The following is a 21,357-nucleotide window of genomic DNA, read 5'->3' on the forward strand; positions in this document are numbered from 1 at the left end:
GCGCGACCGGCATCCGGAACCCCCACACCTGCACACGGCCCGCTCGCCGACGTCGGCCGCACCCTTTGAATCGGCGGGAAGGTGATCCGGGAGGCGTCGCAAAGCAAAACTTGCTTGACGACGCCCACCCAACCCACACCACCCTGCGCCGAACCCGCTCGCCCAAACGAACTCGGGCCCACGCACTCAACCGCGCGCCCTTAGCCACACACCCTTGGCCACACGCACTTGGCCGCGCGCCCTTATGCGACAAATGCAGCCACACCCCAGGTGAACGCCGGTATAACCCCAGGACGCGAAATCGAGGGGCTGCATTTGTCGAATAACGCCGACGCACTCACCGTCGGGCGTCGTAAAGCAACCGAAACGGGCCTCGAGACGGCCAAGCCACCGCGCGTGGGGACACGGTCGGGGACGCGGGGACGAAACCGGGGATTCTCGCGCCGTTTCCCGTGCCGAGTGCGTGCTGCGCGACCGGGGGAATCGGCCGTTTCTGCTGGTAGACGCAAGAAAACCCCTGGTCGCGGCGACCAGGGGTTTCCCGCCGGCGGAAGTGGAGGGATTTGAACCCCCGGTCCGGTGAAGGACGCTCGCTTTCAAGGCGAGTGCATTCGGCCGCTCTGCCACACTTCCCCGCCCGCGGCTCACGCGGGACCCCCCAATAGTAGCCACGCCACCGGCCGTCACCCCAACCACGCCCCGGCCACACCCATTCGCGTCGACCTTCGGCCATCCTCGTGACCCCGACCACAAACGGGCGCGCGGTGGATAAGGTGGCTTCCATGAAGGCGATCATCCAGACCAACCCCGACGACCCCCGAGCCCTGGAGTGGCGCGACGCCCCGACCCCCGAAATCGGCGATGGCGAGGTGCTGGTGAAGGTCCGCGCCGCGGCCGTCAACCGCGCCGACATTCTGCAGGCCCGCGGCCACTACCCGCCGCCGCAGGGCGTGACGGACATTCTGGGCCTGGAGTGCGCGGGCGTCATCGAGAAGGTCGGCGCCGACGCGGGCGGCTGGCAGGTCGGCGACGAGGTGTGCTGTCTGCTGTCGGGCGGCGGTTTCGCGGAGTACGCGGCGGTGCCGGCGGGGCAGCTGCTGCCGGTGCCGGCGGGTTGGGAGCTGGAGCGCGCGGTGGCGATGCCGGAGGTGGCGTGCACGGTGTACTCGAACATCGTGATGGTGGCGGGCCTGAAGGAGGGCGACACGCTGCTGGTCCACGGTGGCGCGGGCGGCATCGGCACGTTCGCGATTCAGCTGGCGAAGTCGCTGGGCGCGACGGTGGCGGTGACCGCGGGCAGCGCGGAGAAGCTGGAGCGGTGCCGCGAGTTGGGGGCGGACATCCTGATCAATTACCGCGAGGAGGCGTTCGAGGAGGTGCTGAAGGAGCACGGCGGCGCCGACGTGATCCTGGACATCATGGGGGCGAAGTACCTGGACCGCAACGTCAAGGCGTTGGCGATGGACGGGCATTTGGTGATCATCGGCATGCAGGGCGGCGTGAAGGGCGAGCTGAACATCGGGCGTCTGCTGTCGAAGCGGGGGTCGATCACGGCGACGGGGCTGCGGTACCGCGATTTGGCGGACAAGGCGCGGATCGTGGCGTCGACGGAGGATGTGGTGTGGCCGTTGTTGGAGGATGGCACGATTTCGCCGCAGATCCACGCGACGATGGACATTCGCGATGCGGCGAAGGCGCACGAGCTGCTGGATTCCGGTGAGGTCACCGGCAAGATCGTGCTGGTCGTCGGCGAGTAGCGGCCGGTCGGGGGCGGGGGCGGGTCGTTGCTTTGCGACGGCCGCTCCCCGAGTGGCCCGCCGGCGTTACCCGAGGGAGGCGACGGCGCGGACGAGCTGGTCGACGTCGTGGGGGGTGTTGAACGGCTGGAGGCCCACGGTGACGGCGCCGCCGGCCTCCATGACGCCCATCGCCTCGAGGAGGGCGGACCCGCCCGGCTTGACGACGCTGGTGACCAGGTGATTGTCCAGCAGGCGGCGGACGACGGTCGCGGCGGGGACCCCGGCGACGATGAAGCTCACGCGGGGGATGCGGTCGATGTCGGCGGCGCCCGGTTCGTCGGATGCTTCGCCGTCGATGCCGACGATGTGGACCTGGTCCAAGTTGCCCAACGCGTCGACGAGGCGTGAGGTCAGCGTCGTCAAGTAACGGCCCACCTGCGGCATCGACGTCTCGATCCGGTGCCGCCGCGTGCCCCGCGCGGTCGGGTCGAGGTCGGCGAGGTGGCGCACCGATTCCGACACGCCGCCCAGCAGGGACGGGGCGACCGGGGTGACCTCCAGGCGGCGGCGGCCGCGTGCGTCGGGCACCAGGGACATCGACATCAGGCGGTCGAGCAGCAACGGATCGCGGAACACCAGGGCGGACACCTCGGGGCCACCCCACGCCGAGGCGTCGAGGAGCACGATGTCGGCGCCCATGCGGTGCATGTCCACCACCCGGTACGGCGCATACGCCGACGCGTCGACGAACACCTTCGCAGGCGACTGGACGCGCACGATGCGGGAAATCTCCGCCACCGGCGCGACCGCACCGATGTACGGGTCGGCGGCAGGCACGACCACCAGGCGGGTGTCGGCGTCGACGAGATTCTCGAACTGCCATGCCGGCACCGCCCCAGTGGACAGGTCGGCCTCCGCGTACCGCACGCGGGCGCCGAACATGTCGGCTGCACGACGGAAGGGTACCTGCGACACCGGATCACCCGTGCGGGCGAGCACGATGCCGGTGCCCAACGTCAGGCGGCGGCCCATCGCCTGCAGGAGCACGTGGACCAGCGCCTCACGCGACGGGCCCAGCACCACGCCCTCGACGCGCCCGCCGGCCACGTCGGCGAACGCCCGGCGCGCCATCGCCGCGAACTGGTGCCCGGCGGTGATGCCGGCCTCCTGCCCGCGCGAATGGGTGCCCGTCGCGGTCTCGCCCGGAAGGGACTTCGGGGCGGCGCGGAACGCGGTGGTCATGGTGGACAGGACGCGCTCCGGAATCTGGGCGCGTTCCCCGCCGTTGAGGTACGTCCAACCATCGGACAGAGACGAGTAGTAGCCCCTGGTCGTGGGCACGTCGAAAGCCATGACCACCCTTTCCGGTTGCGTACTCCGATGCCGTCGATTCACGGCGGTTGGGCAAGAATACCGCCCCCACCCGCCGACGACGCAGCCGGACCCCGCACAACCTTCCGGGGGCCCGCTCAACTGGCAACCAGTATGCCCCCGATCGCCCGCGGATACGACGGCGGGTACGGCGGCGGGTGTCCCGCCGGGTAGGTTGGACGGCGTGACTAACGCAGAACAACCAGGTCACCCGACCACCGGATTGCGGGCCGACATCGCCCGGATGACCGGCGCCGGCGACGTAGCGGCGCCACCTCGGTCCCGGTCGCGCACGGTTTCCGCGGCGTGGCGGGATCTGACCCGCGGCTACGGGCAGCGGCAGCTGTGGCTGGAGCTGGGCTGGCAGGACATCAAGCAGCGGTACCGGCGTTCGACGTTGGGCCCGCTGTGGATCACCATCGCCACCGGCGCGATGGCGGTCGCCCTGGGGCTGCTGTACTCGCTGCTGTTCCAGCAGGAGCTGTCCTACTTCCTGCCGCACGTGACGGTCGGCCTGATCATTTGGGGCTTCATTTCCGGCTGCGTGCGCGAAGGCGCGACGGTGTTCATCGAAAACGAGGGCCTGATCAAGCAGTTGCCGTCGGCGTTGAGCGTCCACGTGTATCGCCTGGTGTGGCGGCAGCTGCTGTTCCTGGCGCACAACATGATCATCTGGCTGATCCTGGTGGCGGTGTTCCGCCCGGATCTGGGCTGGGGTTTCCTGCTGTCGATTCCGGCGTTGGCGCTGTTGGTGGTCAACGGGGTGTGGGTGACCATGTTCTTCGGCATCATCGCCACGCGTTACCGCGACGTGGCGCCCCTGCTGGAGTCGATGATTCAGCTGGTGTTCTACATGACGCCGATCGTGTGGACGACGAAGACGCTGGACGAGCAGGGCGGCGCGGTCGCGGAGCGAGCCCGCATCGCGGAGCTCAATCCGCTGTACCACTACCTGGAGATCATCCGCGCCCCGTTGACGGGCCAGCCGCTCGACGCGTACCACTGGTGGATCGTGTTGGGCTGCACGGTGGTGGGCCTGCTGCTCGCCCTGCTGGCGATGCGTCAGTGGCGGTCGCGCGTGAGCTACTGGGTGTAGTCGGGGAAGGGACGAGAAAGGCACATCATGGTCAGCATCGACACGTACGACGCGTGCGTCGACTTCCCCATTTTCGACGCGAAGTCCCGCTCGATGAAGAAGGCGTTCCTGGGTGCCGCGGGCGGTGCGATCGGCCGCACCGACTCCAATGTGGTGGTCGTCGAGGCGTTGAAGGACATCAACCTGCATTTGCGCGAGGGTGATCGCGTGGGGCTGGTCGGCCACAACGGCGCCGGCAAGTCGACGTTGCTGCGCCTGCTGTCGGGCATCTACGAGCCGACGCGCGGCACGGCGGACGTCCGCGGCCGGGTGGCCCCGGTGTTCGACCTGGGCGTGGGCATGGACCCGGAGATCTCCGGCATGGAGAACATCATCATCCGCGGTCTGTTCCTGGGGCAGACGCGCAAGCAGATGAAGGAGAAGCTGGACGACATCGCGGAGTTCACGGAGCTCGGCGACTATCTGCACATGCCGTTGCGCACGTATTCGACGGGCATGCGGGTGCGGTTGGCGCTGGGCGTGGTCACGTCCATCGAGCCGGAGATTCTGCTTCTCGACGAGGGCATCGGCGCCGTCGACTCGGCCTTCATGGCCAAGGCCCGCGATCGCCTCACCGCCCTGGTGGAGCGTTCGGGTTTGCTGGTGTTCGCGTCGCACTCGAACGAGTTCCTGGCGCAGTTGTGCGACACGGCCCTGTGGATCGACCACGGGCAGATCCGACAGGCCGGTCTGGTCGACGAGGTCGTCGAGGCGTACGAGGGCAAGGAGGCCGCCGACGCGGTGCGCCGCATCCGCGACGAACGGGGCCACCGGCCGCTGTAGCCGCCGCACCGGTGTGGGATGATGGGCCCATGAGCGAGGGACCGAAAACCAGCACCGCCGTCGTCGTCGTCACGCACAACCGCCTGCGGGAGCTGGCCGGTTCCCTGGAGGTCATCGCCGGTCAGACGCGAACCCCGGACTGGATCATCGTGGTGGACAACGCCGCCGACCCGCGCGTGCGCACCGTGGTGGAGGGCATCGACGATTCGACCGCCTGCGGCACGCGGGCGGTCTACCTGGGGTCGAAGACGAACCTCGGCGGCGCCGGCGGTTTCGCCTACGGCATGCTCCACGCGCTGGCGCTCGGCGCCGACTGGATCTGGTGCGCCGACGACGACGGCCGCCCCGAGGACGTCACGGTCCTGGAGAAGCTCCACGACTGCGCCGCCCGGCACGACCTCGACCAGGTGTCGCCGGTCGTGTGCGACATCGACGACCCCGAGAAGCTCGCGTTCCCGCTGCGTCGCGGCCTGACGTGGCGCCGCAACCGATCCGAGCTGCTTTCCGACGGCGCCAACCCCAACCTGCCCCGCGTGGAGGACGGTGACGGCGAGGTGTGGTTCACCGGTTTCGCCGACCAGGAGGCCGCCACCGGGCTGCCGCTGCCCGCCGACCTGGAGTGCACCGATTCCGACCGGGACCTGCTGCCCGGCATCGCCAGCCTGTTCAACGGCGCCCTGTTCACCGCCGCGTCCCTCGAGCGGCTGGGCGTGCCCGACTACCGCCTGTTCATCCGCGGCGACGAAGTCGAGTTCCACCGCCGTCTCGCCCGGTCGGGCCTGCGCTTCGGCACCTGCCTGACCACCGCGTACCTGCATCCGTCGGGCACCGCGGAGTTCCGCCCCATTCTCGGTGGCCGCATGCACACGCAGTACCCGGACGACGACGCGAAGCGGTTCTTCACCTACCGCAACCGCGGCTACCTGATGAGTCAGCCGGGCATGCGCAAGCTCCTGCCCCAGGAGTACGCGCGTTTCGCGTGGTTCTTCCTCGTCCAGCGCCGCGACGTCCCCGGTTTCGTCCGGTGGTGGGCGCTGCACCGCCGCGGCCGCCGCGAGAACTTCGAGCGCTACCAGCCGCCCGCGAAGGCGTCGAAGTAGTTCGCGGCCTCAGCCCTTCGCGCCGTCTTCGACCGCGAGCCCGAAGGGAATGCCCGTGTCCGACGGCCAGTACGTGTCGTCGGCGGAGAAGGTGATGGTCACCTTCTCGCCGTCGTCGTGACGGTCCGGGTTGATGACGACGTGCTCGACCGTCCGTGTTTCGCTCCCACCGCCCACGACCTTGGCCGTCACGTCGGTCGGCTCGTCGAGAACCAGGATCGCGAACTTCCGGTTGTCGGGCGTGCTCGGATTGGGGTCCGGAAGCTGCTGGTAGTCGGCGACCTCGGCTCGGTTCCGGAAAATCTTCACGGTGCCGGTCACGGTCTGCTCGCCGCTGGCGGCATTGCGTGACTCCTCCGAGCTTGAGCCCGAGCCCGGGCGCTCCCCCGGGGCCCGCTGCCCCGGCGTCGGATTCGGTCCGCCATCGGCTCCGTCGGCACCGGCGCCGCCAGAATCCGAGCCCTGCGCGGCGCCGCCGTCGGCAATGGCCTCGATGGCGCCCAGATCGTCGGCCGGGGTCCACGTCAGCTGTTCGAATTCATCTACCTCCGGCTCTGCGGGCTGTTCCACCAGCTCATTGCCCTGCCGCGTCACCTGCATCTGCTCGTGCACGTCCTCAAGCAACAAACTCTTGGCGGAGAACATGCCGGGCTGCCGGGTGGCTCGCAACGTGACCCTCACCTCGGCACCGTTCGAGCCGATCCCGTCGTAGTAGGCGTTGGGGAACTGGATCTTCCGGCCGTCGTCGTCGACGCCGTACACGACGATCGCGGCCATGTCGGGGCTCACCAGACTGCTGCCGTAGTTCAGCAGCAACTCCGGCACGTTTCCGTCGTCGAGATGCACCAGCGCGTACCGCAGCACTCCGCTGGGAGTTTCCTCGCCGAGGTCGGTCTGCAGCGGCTCCGGGTTGGCCAGCACCTCCTTGTACGCGGCCACGGCCCGCTCCTCCGGGGTCTGCGCCGCGCCGCCCTCGCTTGACGACGCCTGCCCTCCCCCGTCCGCTCCGAATTCTCCGTTTCGGTCCCCGGCAATCCGAACGATGAGGAACAGCGCCAGGACCAGGACGAGCACCAGCAGCACCAGAACGGCGATGAGCAGTTTGCGGGTTTTGTCACCCGTGTCGGGCGACGGCGTGTAAGTGGTCATGCGGGAAAAGGGCTCCATTCCGGAAACTCATGAACTCTCTCGTTCAGTAAACGGTTACAGCATGGAACCGGAGTCTTCCCGGAATTCGCCCGTTTCGGGTTCCCCGGCCGCGGTGCTACTGGCCTTCGAAGAACTTCTCCCAGTTGTCGGCGTCGGTCAGGGTCGGCACGGCGGCGCGCCACCGGTCGCGGACGGAATCCCATTCGGAGTTCAGGCGGCGCATGAGGCCGATGAGTTCCGAGCGCAGCGCCAGCTCACGGTCGCGGTCGCGGACGAGGCGGCGCACGCCGGACTGCGAGGCGTCGGTGACCCACACTTCGTCGAAGGTGGAGATGTGCCACCAGAAGGCGTCCTCGAAGGCGACGGCGACGGGGCCGGGGCGCTTCTTGCCCAGCTGGGTGTACGCCACGCGCTTGGCGAAGGTCTGGTCTTCGCTGGCGATTTCGCGCGTCGGCGGGCGCACGGGGGTCAGGCCGGCGGGTATGTCGGACAGCGGCAGCAGCTTGGTCTCGGGGTAGTCGGCGCGGCCGGCGGAGATGCGCCCGAAGTCGCCCTGGGAGGCCTCGGCGAGCACGGACGGTCCGCGCAGCATGTCCTTGACCGCCTCCATCTGCGTCCAGGCCAGGCCGTAGCGCATGGACACGATGTTCGACAGGATGCGGCGGGTGACGGTGCCCACCATGTCCTTCGCGGTCACCGGGCCGTGGATGGACGTGGCGATGAGCCCGTTGCGCAGGCCGAAGTACTGGGCGGCGTTTTCGACGTCCTTCCAGTAGAAGTCGGCGTGCCACACGGCGGCGCCGGGCACGGTGTCGGTGGGGTAGCCGGCTTTGGCGGCGCGGTAGCCGAAGTCGATGTCGTCGTACTGGAAGAACAGCGGCAGCGCCAGGCCGATCTTTTCCACGACTTCCGACGGCACCAGGCAGGTCCACCAGGCGTTGTAGTCGACGCCGAGACGGCGCAGCTGGTGGTGGTCGCGGACGTCGACGTCGGCCTTGGAGTACAGGTCGTCGTTTTCCAGGACGGTGAGGGTCTTCCAGTCGTATACCTCGCCGGTGCGGAACAGGTGCGTGGGGTTGTACAGGAACAGCATTTGCGCGCCGAGCAGCATGGGCTTGGCGGCGCAGCACGCCAGCGCGGACAGTCGCAGGGTGGTTTCCGGTTCGGGGCGGATGTCGTCGTCGGTGAGCAGGACCTGGCAGTCGCCGGCGGCGGTGGCGTCGCGCATGCCGCGGGAGAATCCTCCGGCGCCGCCCAGGTTCGGTTGCTTGACGACGTTCAGCCGCTCGCCCAGGATGTCCCGGGCCCGCTGAAATTCGGGCTGGTCTTCGGGGTGTTGGTCGCCCTGGTCGACGACGCGGATGGTGCGCACGCGGTCGAGGGCGGCGAGGTCGTCGGCCAGGGTGGCGACGGTGTTGGCGCAGTCGACGGGGCGGTTGTACGAGCAGATGACGATGTCCGTCGGCAGGTCCCGCCGCACCTGGTCGGCGGCGACGGTGTAGCGCAGGTCGGCGACCGATCCGCCGGCGTCGCCGGAGTCGACGACCACGTGGATGGCGCCGCCGTCGGCGAAGCGGTCCAGGGGCACGGTCAGTTCCACCTCGGCCTCGGGGGAGGCGGCGATGTCGGCCGCCGATGCCCGGGCGTGCGACGCCTCCAGGCGCAGGTGGCCGCCGATGTCCTCCGTGTACGCGCGGACGCGGACGTCGCCGGTGACGCGGCCGCGGATGGTGACCTCGGGAATCGTCGTCCACCGCTGCCACTGGGAGGCGCGGAAACGACCGAAGTAGGTGTCGGTGGCCACCGTCGTGTGCGGCGCCAGCTCGATGGCCGTGCGCGACGGCGTCACCCCGCCGCCGACGCCGACTCCCGCGCCGGAACCGACCTTGACCGTGTAGTACAGGTCCGAGTCGATCCAATCGGCCGGCGGGGCGAACAGCACCCGCTGGACGACCATGCCCTCGGCCGGGTCGATCGCCCCGGCGCCCGCGGAGGCGGACGACGCGGCGGTGGGATTGACGGAATCGGTGGAGGTGTTCACGGCCCCCAGGGTAGCGAGCCGACGCCCGGCCGCCCGTCGGACGCGCCCGCGTGCGGGGGCCGTTCGCGCCATCGGGCGGACGGCCCACGGGTGGCCGTCGTCAAGCGTTCCCCTACTTCACCTTGAAGATCACCGTGCGCTGGACGATGAAGTTGACCACCGTCGCCACGCCCTGGGCCACCACGAACGCCACCGTGTCGCTGGGGCCGCGGCCCCACCCCCACTGGTCCACCAGCAGGAACGGCGCGGCCCAGAAAATCACGTTCTGCACGGCGAACGTCGTCAAGTACAGCACCGCCACCGCCGCCAACCGCTTGCCCGACGCCTCCGCCTTGAACGTCCACCGGCGGTTGATCATGTACGCCGTGATCGTGCCCAGCACCCACGACACCGCCTTCGACAGCGTGCGGTCGACGCCGAGGCCCCAGTTCAGGATGATCAACGTGCCGAAGTCGACCACCGCCGCAATGACGCCGGAAATGATGAAACGCATCATCTGGACCATCAGGCCGTGGTCGTCGCGGGGCTTGTCGGACAGCGGCGCGGACGCGGACTTCTCCGCCCGGACGCCGGGGGCGTCGACCATCGGCTCGGCTGCGCGGTCGTCGCGGTTTTCGCTGGTGGAGTCGTCGTGGGCCTTGTGCACGGAACGGAAGCCTACGCCACCGGCGCGAACACCCCCAATGGCCGCGCGGAAGGACGCCCGTTCAGCGGCGCAGGGCCTCGCGCAGCAGGTCGAGCTTGTCGACGACGCCGACCTGGTCCTCGCCGACCACGCCGACGTCCTCGAGCACAGCCCACGTGTCGGCGCACAGTTCCTCGACGTCCTCGCCGGTCAGCGGCGTGCCGTCGTCGGCGACCCACCCCAGCACATCCATGACGTGGGACGTGACGTCGTGGCGGATGTCCTCGTCGGTGAGCGCGGACAGGCACAGCAGCGTCGCCAACGCGGCATCCCGGCCGGCGGCGTCGTCGGGATCTTCGGCGGGCAGGGCGCGCATGCGGAGGCAATCGTCGGCCACGCACGTGCATCCGGGGGTCCGCCGCAGGTCAAGCGCCTGCAGTAGCGGCACGAACTCGAAGACGCCCGACCGCTCGATGAGGTCGACGACATCGTCGCGGGCGGTGGACAACGTGTTGCGGATGGACTGCTCGCCGGTGAGCAGCTCGTTGATCGCCGCGATGTCCGGCCCGTCGGGCAGTTCATCGGGGTCGGAGTCCACCGGTGCCGCGACGTTGGCCACCCGGCCGCCGCGCCACAGGCCGTCGATGGTCCCGGAGCCGCCGATGCACAGCGCATCCGGGGTGGCGTCGTCGCGGGCGAACGCCTCGCGCACGTCCAACCGATGATCCCACAGCCCCCAATGCCAGGTCAGGGTGTCGCCGACGTCCTGCAGCACGTCACCGATGACGGTGTCCAGCGGAACGGTGACGTCGGCATCCGCGTCCGCGTTGCGAGCGTCCGTCCCTGCGTCGTCGCCCTCGGCACCGTCGAGGGTGAACTTCGTGGGGGCGGATTCGCCGGGCCAGCCGAACATGACGCGCAGCGCGTCGGAAAGCTCGCGAAGCGTCAGGCGGTCGTTGATGCCGAACTGCCGGTGCACGACCTGCGGCTCCTCGGTCAAAACGGCACCGATGATCAGCGTGGCCGGTTCGGCGGCCACGCGCACGCCCGGAAAGGCGATGACGTTGTCGGTATCCGTCGACATGGCCCCAAGCGTACCGACGCTCCCGAAACCCCGTCGGCGCCCGATCTCCCGTTCGACCGGCTCCGGCGGCCGCCCATCGGACGCTCGCAAGCGGCCCGCGGGCCGCCCACGGACCGCGAGTCAGCTACTCCACCACGTACTCCAGCGGCACCGGGCGGGCCTCGGCTCCCCAAGGTTCCCGCAGGTAATCACGTCGACGGCGCTGCGTTTCGAGCTCCGCCCACGTCGCCGTCAGCTCCTCCAGCCCCCGCGCCCACGCCAACGCCGGACCCGCCGCCGGCTCGCCGACGTGCTCGAATTCGATGGGTTCGACGTCGCCGATGGTCGGAAACCGCGGCGCCACGAGCTTGTCCTTGCCCGGCTTCGCCTTCTCCTCCGCCACGCGCGCCTTCAGTTCCTTCACGTGCGCGCGCAGGGCCCGGGTCGTCGCGGTCACGTCGACGCGCGGGGCGGGCGTGCGCTTGACGACGTCGGCCTCCTCCCCCACGGCCAACACCGCCACTCCGGCGAACAGGTTTGCCAGCGTCGCGGCCGCGTCCTCCGATTCCGGGTCGACGAGCCACGCCCCCGACAGCCGATCGCCGGTGAGCTGCGGCGCGAGCTGCACGTGCCACACCGCGATGTCGCCGGCGCCGTCTCCGCCGCCATCGCCGCCCGGCGCGCCGACGACCGCGATGGTGGTCGGGGCCGCGCCCCCGTTCGCGGTGGTCGCCTGCTCGTCGCCGGTGGTCGCCTGCTGCTCGCTCATGCGCATCAGGATAACCGTCCGCGCGGATCGGCCACCGGGGCGGATCCGGGCCGCCCGGTACTGTTGCACCCATGTTCGGATTCCTGAGGAAGAAGAAGCAAGACCCGGTGTACATCGCCGCGGAACACACCGACACCCCGATGTCGTCGGAGATGACCCGCATGATCGCCCAGGAGCTGCCGATGCTCGACAGCGCCAGCCGCACCCGCGTGTACAAGCTCCTCGAGGAATACGACGGCCCCACCATCACCTCCCAGGAGGAACTGCCGCAGGAGATCCGCGAGATCATGGACCTGTAGGTCCTCCCCGCCCGCCGGGGGTCCGGGGATTCTCAGGTTTTTCTACGCCCGTTCCCGGGGCGCGCCCCCCTGTGGACATACATGGTCGGGAGTAGCCTGATCGTTGATGTCTGCACACACCAACGGCACGTCCAGCACCGGCGCTTCGAACGGTGCCCCCGGAGCCGTCTCCACAGAAGCCAGGACCCTCACCGGCTGGGGCCGCACCGCCCCCTCGACCGCGGAAGTCCTGTCGACCCCCGACGTCGCGGAGATCGCCGATGCGGTCCGCGCCGTCGCCGAGCAGAACGACGGAAAGCCCGCGCACCTCAAGCGCGGCGTCATCGCCCGCGGCATGGGCCGCTCCTACGGCGACCCCGCCCAAAACGCCGGCGGCCTGGTCGTCGACATGCAGGCCCTCAACCGCATCCACTCCATCGACCCGGACTCCGCGGTCGTCGACGTCGACGGCGGCGTCACCCTCGACCAGCTGATGAAGGCGGCCCTGCCCTACGGCCTGTGGGTCCCCGTGCTGCCCGGCACCCGCCAGGTCACCATCGGCGGCGCCATCGGCCCCGACATCCACGGCAAGAACCACCACTCCGCCGGCTCCTTCGGCGACCACGTGATCTCCATGGATCTCCTCGTCGCCGACGGCCGCGTCCTCCACCTCGAACCCGAGGGCTCCGACGACGACCCGTCCGGCGAATTGTTCTGGGCCACCGTCGGCGGCATGGGCCTGACCGGCATCATCCTGCGGGCCAAGATCCGCATGACCAAGACGGAAACCGCCTACTTCATCGCCGACGGCGACCTCACCGCCGACCTCGACGAAACCGTGGCGTTCCACTCCGACGGCTCGGAGCACAACTACACGTACTCGTCCGCCTGGTTCGACGCGATCTCCCCCGAGCCGAAGCTCGGCCGCGCCGCCATCTCCCGCGGCTCCCTGGCCACCCTCGACCAGCTGCGGGAACTGTCGCCGAAGCTGGCGAAGGACCCCCTGAAGTTCAACGCCCCCCAGCTGGTGACGGTCCCGGACATCTTCCCGTCGTTCACCATGAACAAGCTGTCCATGATCACCATCGGCCAGCTGTGGTGGCTGAAGTCCGGCACCTACCGCAACCAGGTCCAGAACCTCACGCAGTTCTACCAACCGCTCGACCTGATCGGAGAGTGGAACCGCGGCTACGGCAAGAAGGGCTTCCTCCAGTACCAGTTCGTCGTGCCCACCGACGCCGTCGAGCCGTTCAAGGACATCATCCGCGACATCCAGAAGTCCGGGCACTACTCCGCCCTGAACGTGTTCAAGCTGTTCGGCGAAGGCAACCGCGGTCACCTGTCCTACCCGATGCCCGGTTGGAACGTCTGCGTCGACTTCCCCATCAAGCGCGGCCTCGGCCCCTTCCTCGACGAGCTGGACAAGCGCGTCATGGAATTCGGCGGTCGCCTGTACCTGGCCAAGGAGTCCCGCACCTCCGCGGAGAACTTCCACGCCATGTACCCGAAGATGGACGACTGGATCCGCATCCGCAACGACATCGACCCCAACGGCGTCTTCGAGTCCGACATGAGCCGTCGACTCGAGCTGCGCTAGACCCGATTAGGAGCAACGAACATGATCAACGCCGTGGGCGTCCCCCAGTCCATCCTGGTGCTCGGCGGCACCAGCGAAATCGGCCTTGCCATCACCGCCGCGTTCCTGGAGAAGGGCCCCGCCAAGGTCATTCTCGCCGCCCTGCCCGATGATCCCGGCCGCGACGCCGCCGAGGCGCAGATGCGCGCCGCCGGCGCCAGCGACGTCCGCGTCATCGACTTCGACGCCACCGACTTCGACTCCCACCCGGACGTCGTCGACGAGGCGTTCCGGGACGGCGACGTCGACATCTGCATCGTCGCGTTCGGCCTGCTCGGCGACGCCGAGGAGCTGTGGCAGAACCAGCGCAAGGCCGTGCAGATCGCCCAGGTCAACTACACCGGCGCGGTGTCGGTGGGTGTGCTCGTCGGCCAGAAGTTCAAGGCCCAGGGTCACGGCCAGTTCATCGCCATGTCCTCCGCCGCGGGCGAGCGCGTCCGCCGCTCGAACTTCGTCTACGGCTCGACCAAGGCCGGCCTCGACGGCTTCTACCTGTGCCTCGGCGAGGCGCTGGCCGAGTACGGGGTGAAGACCCTGGTCATTCGCCCCGGCCAGGTGCGCACCCGCATGTCCGCCGGCGTGAAGGAAGCCCCGCTGACGGTGAACAAGGAGGACGTCGCCCGGCTGGCCGTCCGCTCCGTCGAAGCCGGCAAGACGCTGGTGTGGGCGCCGCCGACGTTCCAGTGGGTCATGATGATCCTCAAGCACATCCCGCGCCCGATCTTCCGCAAGCTGCCGATCTGATCCCGGGCGGCGGGGCGTCGTAAAGCGGCGCCTTCGTTTCGATCCCCCGGGCGCCGTCCGGGCAACGGCCCGGCGAAGCCCCGGCACCGTCGCACAAGCGGCGCGGTCGGGGTCCGGCGCATGTGCGACACTGGTCGCATGGCAGAAAGCACCACGCCGCCCACCACCGCGGCGACCCCGGCCGACGACGCCGCGGCCGACGCCCCCGCGCGCGTCGGCCGCGACCGGCGACCCGACCCGTTCGCCACCGACCCCGTCGGCGAGATCTTCGCCGACGACCAACTGTCGCTGAAGCACACCGCCGTCGGCATGGTTGCGGCGGCCGGCGGCGGCGCAATCGTCGCGTTCGTCGCCTGGTTCCTGCTGCGCGGCATGTCGCTGCCCGCGTTCGGCGGCTCGCTGGTCACCCGCGCGGTCTCCTCCGCGGTCACGGTGGTCCTGCTGCTCACCGTCACGGTGCTCCTCCACCAGTGGGCCACGCGCGGCGCCGGACGACGGCCGCGGTGGGCCGAGTTGCTCACCTACGTCGTGGCCTACCTGTCACCGGCGGCGCTGGTCGTGTCGACTCTGGCCATCCCGCTGGGTTCGACCCGCCTGTACCTGGACGGCATCAGCATCGACCAGGAATTCCGCACCGAATACCTCACCCGCATGACCGCGGAATTCGGGCTCAACGACATGGCGTACATCGACGTCCCGTCGTACTACCCCGCCGGCTGGTTCCTGCTCGGCGGACGATTCGCCGCGCTGCTGGGCCTGCCCGGCTGGGAGGTGTTCCAGCCGTGGGCGCTGATCACCCTGGCCACCGGCGGGTCGCTGCTGGTGCCGGTGTGGCAGCGGCTGTCCGGTTCGTTGCCCGTCGCCGCCGGCATCGCGCTGCTGACGACGGCCATCGTCCTGTCCACCACCGCCGACGAGCCCTACGCCGCCGTCATCGCAATGGGGCTTCCTGCGCTGGCCGTCATGGCCCGGCGGGCGCTCGCCGGCGCCTGGGCGGCGACCATCGGAGTCATCGTCTTCCTGGGCATCTCCGCCACCTTCTACACCCTGCACACCGCGGTCGGCGCCCTCATCGTCGTCACGTTGACCGTCGCGGCCTGCGCGGCGGAGCGGTCGTGGCGGCCCGTCGCAAAGCTCGTGCTGATCGGCGCCGGATCCATGCTCATCGCCGCCACCGTGTGGGGCCCGTACCTCTGGGCCAGGCTGACCGGCGCGCCGTCGTCGGGTGCGACCGCCATGAACTACCTGCCCGACAACGGCGCTCGCGTGCCGCTGCCGATGTTCGCCGCATCCGTCATCGGGCTGATGTGCCTGCTCGGGCTGATCTGGATGGTGGTGCGCGTCCTGGAGCCCGACACCCGCGCCATCGTCATCGGCCTGACCGTCATGTACGGCTGGGCCGTCGCATCGATGATCGCGACGCTGGCCGGGCGGACGCTGCTCGGTTTCCGCCTCGAGACGCCGATCACCCTCATGCTGGCCACGGCCGGCGTGTTCGCCATCGCCGACATGAGACTCAACGGCGTCGAAAAACTGTGGCCCGACGCCGTGCGGCCGGCCATCGCGCGGACGATCAGCGCCGGCGTCGCGGTCGTGATCTTGCTCGCGGGAATCGGCTACGCGCAGTCGATCCCCACCAGGCTCCACGGCCCGATCGACCTGGCGCACACCGACACCGACGGCTACGGCGAACGCGCCGACCGTTTCGCCCCCGATGCCGGCGTCCATTACGGCGACATCGACGCCGCGCTGCGCGATGCCGGCCTCGAACCGACCGAATCGGTCGTCCTCACCGACGAACGCAACTTCCAGGCGTATTTCCCCTGGTACTCATTCCAGGCCCTGACCAGCCACTACGCCAACCCGCTGGGCGAGTTCGACCGTCGCAACGCCGCCATCGAGGAATGGGCGACGATGACCGACCCCGACGAACTCGTCTCGGCGATGGACGCCGACCCCTGGCGCGGACCCGACGCCATCATCGTCCGCGGCGATTCCACCGACCCGGATTCGCGGTACACCATCGACCTGGCCGACGACATCTACCCCAACAACCCGAACGTCCTCTTCCGCGGAGTCGCCTTCGACCCGGCCGTTTTCCGGGGGCACTGGACGACCACCCAAATCGGGCCTTTCGTCGTCTTGATTAGGCAATAGGGGCCTTTTCCGTAGACTGTTTTCCCGTGTCTGCCGAAACCAGTGAAATCACGAGGTCCCCGGATCCCGACGAACCCGTCGTGACCGTCGACCGCATCGAACGCCCGCCGATGGACGGCCCGAAGCCCTCGAAGGGGGTTCGGATCGCCGCCATCGCCGCGGGCATCATCGGTTTTCTGTGCTTCGTGGCGCTGCCCTTCCTGCCGGTCGTCCAGACCCAGTCGTCGCTGCACTGGCCCCAGAACGACAGCCTCGAGTCGGTCGACGCGCCCCTGATGGCGCAGGCCCCGATTTCGCTGTCGCTGGACGTGCCCTTGTCGCTTGCCGACGAACTGCCGGAGGGTCGCTCGCTGCTGGTCGGCACGTTGCCGCCGGATTCGAAGGACCCGACGGCCGAGGGCCTGCAGGTGCGGCGCATCGACGGTTCGGTCGACGTCGTCGTCCGCGACCGGGCGATCCTGACGCTCGACGAGGATCAGGTCGCGGCCAACCGCGGTGGCGTCATCTCCATCCGCTCGGACCATGAGCGCACCGAAGCGTTCGTCGAGGGCGCCGTCGACGCCGAGGGCGAACCCCTGCGCGGCGTCGTCGACGAGGACATCCGGCCGCAGACGGTGGGCATCTACACCTCGCTGCCGGCCGACGGCGACGCCGCCGCGGCGGTGGCCGCCGGCCTGAACCTCGACATGGAGATCGACAGCCGCTACACGTCGAAGCCGACGATCATCAAGTACATCGTCATGTGGCTCGGTCTGCTGATGGCCGTGGTGTCGTTGTGGGCGCTGCGGCGCATCGACAAGGTCGACGGTTCGACGCCGACCCCGTGGCTGCGCAAGGACGCCTGGCAGATCAAGCCGCTGGATGCCCTGGTCGGCTTCATTCTCCTCGTGTGGCACTTCATCGGCGCGAACACGTCCGACGACGGTTACATCTTCACCATGGCCCGCGCCTCCGACGAGGCGGGGTACATGGCCAACTACTACCGCTGGTTCGGCGTCCCCGAGTCGCCGTTCGGCGCCCCGTACTACGACCTGTTGGCCCTGATGGTCAAGGTGTCGACGGCGTCGGTGTGGATGCGCCTGCCGGCGCTCATCGCCGCGTTCGCCATCTGGTTCGTGCTGTCGCGTCTGATCATCCCGCGCCTGGGCAAGGACATCGCCGAGCGTCGCGTGGCGTACTGGTCGGCGGCCGGCGTGCTGCTGGCGTTCTGGCTGCCGTACAACAACGGCCTGCGCCCCGAGCCGGTCGTCGCCCTGGGCGCCCTGCTGACGTGGGTGTTCATCGAGCGTGCGATCCTCACCCGCCGCCTGTTCCCGGCGGCCATCGGCGTCATCGTCGCCACGCTCGCCCTGAGCTGCGGTCCGACCGGCCTGATGGCCGTCGCCGCCCTGCTGGCGGGTCTGCCGATGCTGGTGCGCATCGTCGTCGATCGCCATGAGGCCCTCGGCGGCGGCGCCAAGGCCCCGCTTATGCAGACCATGCCGTTCCTCGCCGCGGGCACCGCGATCCTGGTGGCGGTCTTCGGCGACCAGACGCTGGCCACGGTGCGGGAATCCACCCGCGTGCGCGGCATCGTCGGCCCGTCCATGCCGTGGTACGAGGAGCCGATCCGCTACTACTGGATGATCCTCCAGTCGGTCGACGGTTCCTTCACCCGCCGCTTCGCCGTGTTGGCCGCGCTCACGGCCCTGGCGATCACCATCGCCGCGCTGCTGCGCCACCGGACGGTGCCGGGCGCCCTGGCGGCGCCGGCGACGCGCCTGGTGTTCATGTTCGTGGGCACGATGTTCTTCCTGACCTTCACGCCGACGAAGTGGACCCACCACTTCGGCGTGTACGCGGGCATCGGCGCCGCCCTGGCCGCCCTGGCGGCGATGGCGATCTCGCATTGGGCCGTCGGCTCCCGCCGCAACCAGGTCCTGTTCGCGGGCGTGGCCATCTTCATGCTGGCGTTTTCCCTGATGGGCATCAACGGCTGGTGGTACGTCTCGGCGTACGGCGTGCCGTGGTTCGACAAGACCGTGCAGCTCAACGGCGTCGAGGCCGGCAACATCGTCATGGTCATCGCCGTGCTCACGCTCGCCGCAGGTGCGGTGCTGCAGTTCGTGCAGGAGTTCCGCGGCGAGGATCGCAAGCCGTCGACGCTGGCCGCGCGACTGCGCCTGGGCACCATCGCGGCGTCGCCGTTCGCGGTGGTCAGCTTCATGGTGGTCATTTTCTCGGTGCTCAGCCTGGGCAAGGGCTTCGTTTCCCAGTACCCGGCGTACTCCGTCGGCCTGGGCAACATCCGCGCGCTGACGGGCAAGACGTGCAACCTGGCCGAAGACGTGCTCATGGAAACCGACCCGAACCAGGGGTACCTGACCCCGGTCGGCGGCGTCTCCCTGGGCGATTCCCTCGATCCGGAGGGCAATGCCCGCGGCTTCACCCCGAATGGTCTGCCGGGCGAGATGACGGCCGACGCGGTGTGGGTCAACGACGGCCAGACGAATGCCGACCGCAGCGAGAACCCGGATTCCAACTGGGTCTCCGGCGGCGAGGGCGCGTCGACGGACGGCGGTTTCGAGGCCGAAGCCGGCGTCAACGGTTCGCGTGCGACGTTGCCGTTCGACCTCGATGCGAAGCGCATCCCGGTGTTGGGTTCGTACTCGGAGGACGTTCAGGTCCCGGGTTCGCTGACGACGTCCTGGTACGAGCTGCCGGAGCGTTCCGAGTCGCATCCGCTGCTGGTGGTGTCGGCCGCGGGCCGCATCTACCATCACGACATCAACGGCGTGAAGCAGAAGGGCCAGAAGCTGATGGCCGAGTACGGCCGGTGGGATGGCGAAAACTGGGTGACGCTGCACGAGGCCGAGCCGTTGGACATCGGCCCGGCTCCGACGTGGCGCAACCTGCGTTTCCCGACGGCCGACATTCCGGAGGAGGCCACGGCGGTGCGCCTGGTGGTGTCCGACGAGAATCTGGCGAAGGACGAGTGGATCGCGCTGACCCCGCCGCGCCTGGCGGAGCTGAAGCCGATGCCGGAGGTCATCGATTCGTCGGTGCCGACCATTCCGGACTGGGCGGTGGCGTTCCAGTTCCCGTGCCAGCGTCCTTTCGATCACTTTGCGGGTGTGGCGGAGAATCCGAAGTACCGCATCACCCCGGACCGTGAGCTGAAGGTGTCGTCGACGGATACGTGGCAGTCGCTGTCGGCGGGTGGCGTGCTGGGCATGTCCGATGCGGTCAACGAGTCGGTGGCCGTCCCGGCGTACCAGAAGGACGATTGGAACCGTGACTGGGGCATCGTCGAGGCGCTGCAGTCCCGTCCGAATCCGGATGGCGTGCGTCCGGGGCCGGCGGTGATCCAGTACGAGGAGATCACCCGTTCGGGTCTGTGGTCTCCGGGGCCGATGATCGTGGAGGAGGATTAGTCCTCCCGGGCGGGGACGTTGCGTGACGACGTCCACGTCCCCGCCGTCCGGCCGGTGAACCCGGGTGTCCTTCCTTCGGGAGGGGTGCCCGGGTTCCGTCGTTTTCCGGCGCGGTCGTCGGGTGCGGGCGGCGGCGCGGCGTCATTTCGCGGACAATGGGGCGGTGAGCACTTTCGACGACATCGGACATGACGGTCTCCCGGATGAGGGAGCTTCGGCCGGCGACCGCCCGCCCATCCTCGTCGCGGCGGTCGTCGTCACGGATGAGCGGGGGCGGGTCCTCACCGTCCGCAAGAGGGGCACGGATCGTTTCATGCTCCCCGGCGGTAAGCCGGAGGAGGTGGTCTCCGCGGATGGGGGCGGGCGTCGTGAAGCACCGGCGGAAACCGTGGTCCGGGAGTTCCGCGAAGAATTGGGCGCGGAGCTGGACCCGGACAAGCTGTCCGAATGGGGCGTCGCCGCCGATGCCGCGGCGAACGAGCCGGGTCGCGTCGTGGTGGGGCATCACCAGCGGTATCTGGGGCGGGCGCCGGAGGTGTCGCCGCGTGCGGAGATCGAGGAGATCCGGTGGGTGGATCCGCATGCGCCGACCGGTCGGCTCGCGCCGATGCTGGCCAACCACACGCTGCCGCGGCTCCGCGACGGGGCGCCGGCGCGCGTGATCTCCTCCGTGACGGTCTTCGCCGGTTCCACCGATGGCACCGACCCGGCGTGGCGGGCCGCCGCCGTCGAGCTGGGACGCACGTTGGGCCGCGAACGCGTCGAATTGGTCTACGGGGGTGCGGCGATCGGGTTGATGGGCGCCGCCGCCGACGCCGCGTTGGACGCCGGCGGCACCGTCACCGGCGTGATCCCGACGTTGCTGCGCGACCGGGAAATCGCCCATCGCGGCCTGACCCGCCTGGAGACGGTGGACACGATGTCCCAGCGCAAGGACCGCATGTACGCCCTCGGCGACGCCTTCGTCGCGCTGCCCGGCGGCGCCGGGACGTTGGAGGAGTTCTTCGAGGTGTGGACCCGCCAGCACATCGGCATCCACCAGCAGCCCGTGGCCCTCGTCGGGCCGGGCGGGTTCTGGGGGCCGTTGGTGGACCTCATCGAGTCGCTGGTCGACGGGGGCCTGGTGCACCGCAAGCACCTGGATTCGCTCATCGTCGTGGAGGATCCCACCGAGCTGCTGCCGCGGTTGTGCGCGTGGCGCGCGCCCGGCACGAAGTGGTCGTAGCGCCCCCGCACCCCGTGGGCGCGACACCCGCCCGGCACGGGGGCGCGACGTGCTTCCGGCGCCGACGGGGCACCACTCCCCCGACATGACGACGCGCGGTCGGGGCCCCTTCCCCAGGGCCCCGACCGC

The 21,357-nt window shown here is 69.4% G+C and carries 16 protein-coding genes and 1 tRNA gene; 10 read left to right on the forward strand and 7 right to left on the reverse strand.

Translation table 11 applies throughout. From position 1 onward, the window contains the following. Window positions 1-548: 548 nt before the first annotated feature. A tRNA-Ser gene (locus HMPREF3121_RS09795) sits at window positions 549-633 on the reverse strand. 149 nt (window positions 634-782) lie between these two features. Between HMPREF3121_RS09795 and HMPREF3121_RS09800 the strand changes: the two genes are divergently transcribed. After that, window positions 783-1,757 (forward strand): NAD(P)H-quinone oxidoreductase, encoded by a 975-nt coding sequence (locus HMPREF3121_RS09800; protein ID WP_070522910.1) that lies wholly within the window; start codon window positions 783-785, stop codon window positions 1,755-1,757. A 66-nt stretch (window positions 1,758-1,823) separates the two neighbouring features. Here HMPREF3121_RS09800 and HMPREF3121_RS09805 read toward each other — a convergent pair whose 3' ends face one another. Then, complete coding sequence (locus tag HMPREF3121_RS09805) at window positions 1,824-3,092, reverse strand: aminotransferase class V-fold PLP-dependent enzyme (RefSeq protein WP_070522913.1); 1,269 nt, start codon at window positions 3,090-3,092, stop codon at window positions 1,824-1,826. A gap of 262 nt (window positions 3,093-3,354) precedes the next feature. Here HMPREF3121_RS09805 and HMPREF3121_RS09810 point away from each other — a divergent pair, with 262 nt between their 5' ends. From HMPREF3121_RS09810 to HMPREF3121_RS09820, 3 genes are read left to right on the forward strand one after another with little or no spacing between them, the layout of a single operon-like run. Then, window positions 3,355-4,206, forward strand: a complete 852-nt coding sequence (locus HMPREF3121_RS09810; RefSeq protein WP_083291601.1) for a galactan export ABC transporter permease subunit Wzm/RfbD — start codon at window positions 3,355-3,357, stop codon at window positions 4,204-4,206. 27 nt (window positions 4,207-4,233) lie between these two features. Further along, on the forward strand, window positions 4,234-5,028 hold the full coding sequence (locus HMPREF3121_RS09815; RefSeq protein ID WP_070522919.1) for a galactan export ABC transporter ATP-binding subunit Wzt/RfbE: 795 nt from the start codon (window positions 4,234-4,236) through the stop codon (window positions 5,026-5,028). Between the two features lie 29 nt (window positions 5,029-5,057). Beyond that, entirely contained in the window at window positions 5,058-6,128 is a 1,071-nt protein-coding gene (locus HMPREF3121_RS09820; RefSeq protein ID WP_070522922.1) for a glycosyltransferase, read from the forward strand. Window positions 6,129-6,137: 9 nt separating this feature from the next. On the opposite strand, the gene HMPREF3121_RS09825 is transcribed toward HMPREF3121_RS09820, so the two are convergent. The 5 genes from HMPREF3121_RS09825 to HMPREF3121_RS09845 form a co-directional block, all read right to left on the reverse strand. Further along, complete coding sequence (locus HMPREF3121_RS09825) at window positions 6,138-7,277, reverse strand: hypothetical protein (RefSeq protein ID WP_141743060.1); 1,140 nt, start codon at window positions 7,275-7,277, stop codon at window positions 6,138-6,140. Window positions 7,278-7,392: 115 nt separating this feature from the next. Continuing rightward, window positions 7,393-9,318, reverse strand: a complete 1,926-nt coding sequence (locus tag HMPREF3121_RS09830) for a glycosyltransferase (protein ID WP_246816131.1) — start codon at window positions 9,316-9,318, stop codon at window positions 7,393-7,395. A gap of 112 nt (window positions 9,319-9,430) precedes the next feature. Next, entirely contained in the window at window positions 9,431-9,964 is a 534-nt protein-coding gene (locus HMPREF3121_RS09835; RefSeq protein WP_246580154.1) for a GtrA family protein, read from the reverse strand. A 61-nt stretch (window positions 9,965-10,025) separates the two neighbouring features. Beyond that, entirely contained in the window at window positions 10,026-11,027 is a 1,002-nt protein-coding gene (locus HMPREF3121_RS09840; protein WP_070522928.1) for an IS1096 element passenger TnpR family protein, read from the reverse strand. A 124-nt stretch (window positions 11,028-11,151) separates the two neighbouring features. After that, window positions 11,152-11,775 carry a hypothetical protein gene (locus HMPREF3121_RS09845; RefSeq protein ID WP_141743061.1) on the reverse strand — a complete coding sequence of 208 codons (624 nt, stop codon included), beginning with the start codon at window positions 11,773-11,775 and terminating at the stop codon, window positions 11,152-11,154. 71 nt (window positions 11,776-11,846) lie between these two features. On the opposite strand from HMPREF3121_RS09845, the gene HMPREF3121_RS09850 reads away from it, so the two are divergent. The 6 genes from HMPREF3121_RS09850 to HMPREF3121_RS12235 all read left to right on the forward strand — a co-directional run bounded on the left by HMPREF3121_RS09850 (window position 11,847) and on the right by HMPREF3121_RS12235 (window position 21,228). Further along, on the forward strand, window positions 11,847-12,074 hold the full coding sequence (locus tag HMPREF3121_RS09850; RefSeq protein ID WP_035122207.1) for a hypothetical protein: 228 nt from the start codon (window positions 11,847-11,849) through the stop codon (window positions 12,072-12,074). Window positions 12,075-12,180: 106 nt separating this feature from the next. Beyond that, window positions 12,181-13,650: a decaprenylphosphoryl-beta-D-ribose oxidase gene (locus tag HMPREF3121_RS09855; protein WP_070522933.1), complete on the forward strand. Its 1,470-nt coding sequence runs from the start codon at window positions 12,181-12,183 to the stop codon at window positions 13,648-13,650. Between the two features lie 21 nt (window positions 13,651-13,671). Further along, window positions 13,672-14,433 carry a decaprenylphospho-beta-D-erythro-pentofuranosid-2-ulose 2-reductase gene (locus HMPREF3121_RS09860; protein ID WP_070522938.1) on the forward strand — a complete coding sequence of 254 codons (762 nt, stop codon included), beginning with the start codon at window positions 13,672-13,674 and terminating at the stop codon, window positions 14,431-14,433. A gap of 120 nt (window positions 14,434-14,553) precedes the next feature. Beyond that, the gene (locus HMPREF3121_RS09865) at window positions 14,554-16,590 is read left to right on the forward strand and encodes a galactan 5-O-arabinofuranosyltransferase (RefSeq protein ID WP_070522941.1); all 2,037 of its coding nucleotides are present in this window, start codon (window positions 14,554-14,556) and stop codon (window positions 16,588-16,590) included. A gap of 26 nt (window positions 16,591-16,616) precedes the next feature. Beyond that, on the forward strand, window positions 16,617-20,003 hold the full coding sequence (locus HMPREF3121_RS09870; protein ID WP_070522943.1) for an arabinosyltransferase domain-containing protein: 3,387 nt from the start codon (window positions 16,617-16,619) through the stop codon (window positions 20,001-20,003). Window positions 20,004-20,166: 163 nt separating this feature from the next. Further along, a complete protein-coding gene (locus tag HMPREF3121_RS12235) occupies window positions 20,167-21,228 on the forward strand; it encodes a TIGR00730 family Rossman fold protein (RefSeq protein ID WP_246816133.1) in 1,062 nt (353 codons plus the stop codon). The last annotated feature ends 129 nt before the right edge of the window (window positions 21,229-21,357 follow it).

The sequence above is a fragment of the Corynebacterium sp. HMSC11E11 genome (assembly GCF_001807025.1).
Classification (GTDB): Bacteria; Actinomycetota; Actinomycetes; order Mycobacteriales; family Mycobacteriaceae; genus Corynebacterium; species Corynebacterium freneyi.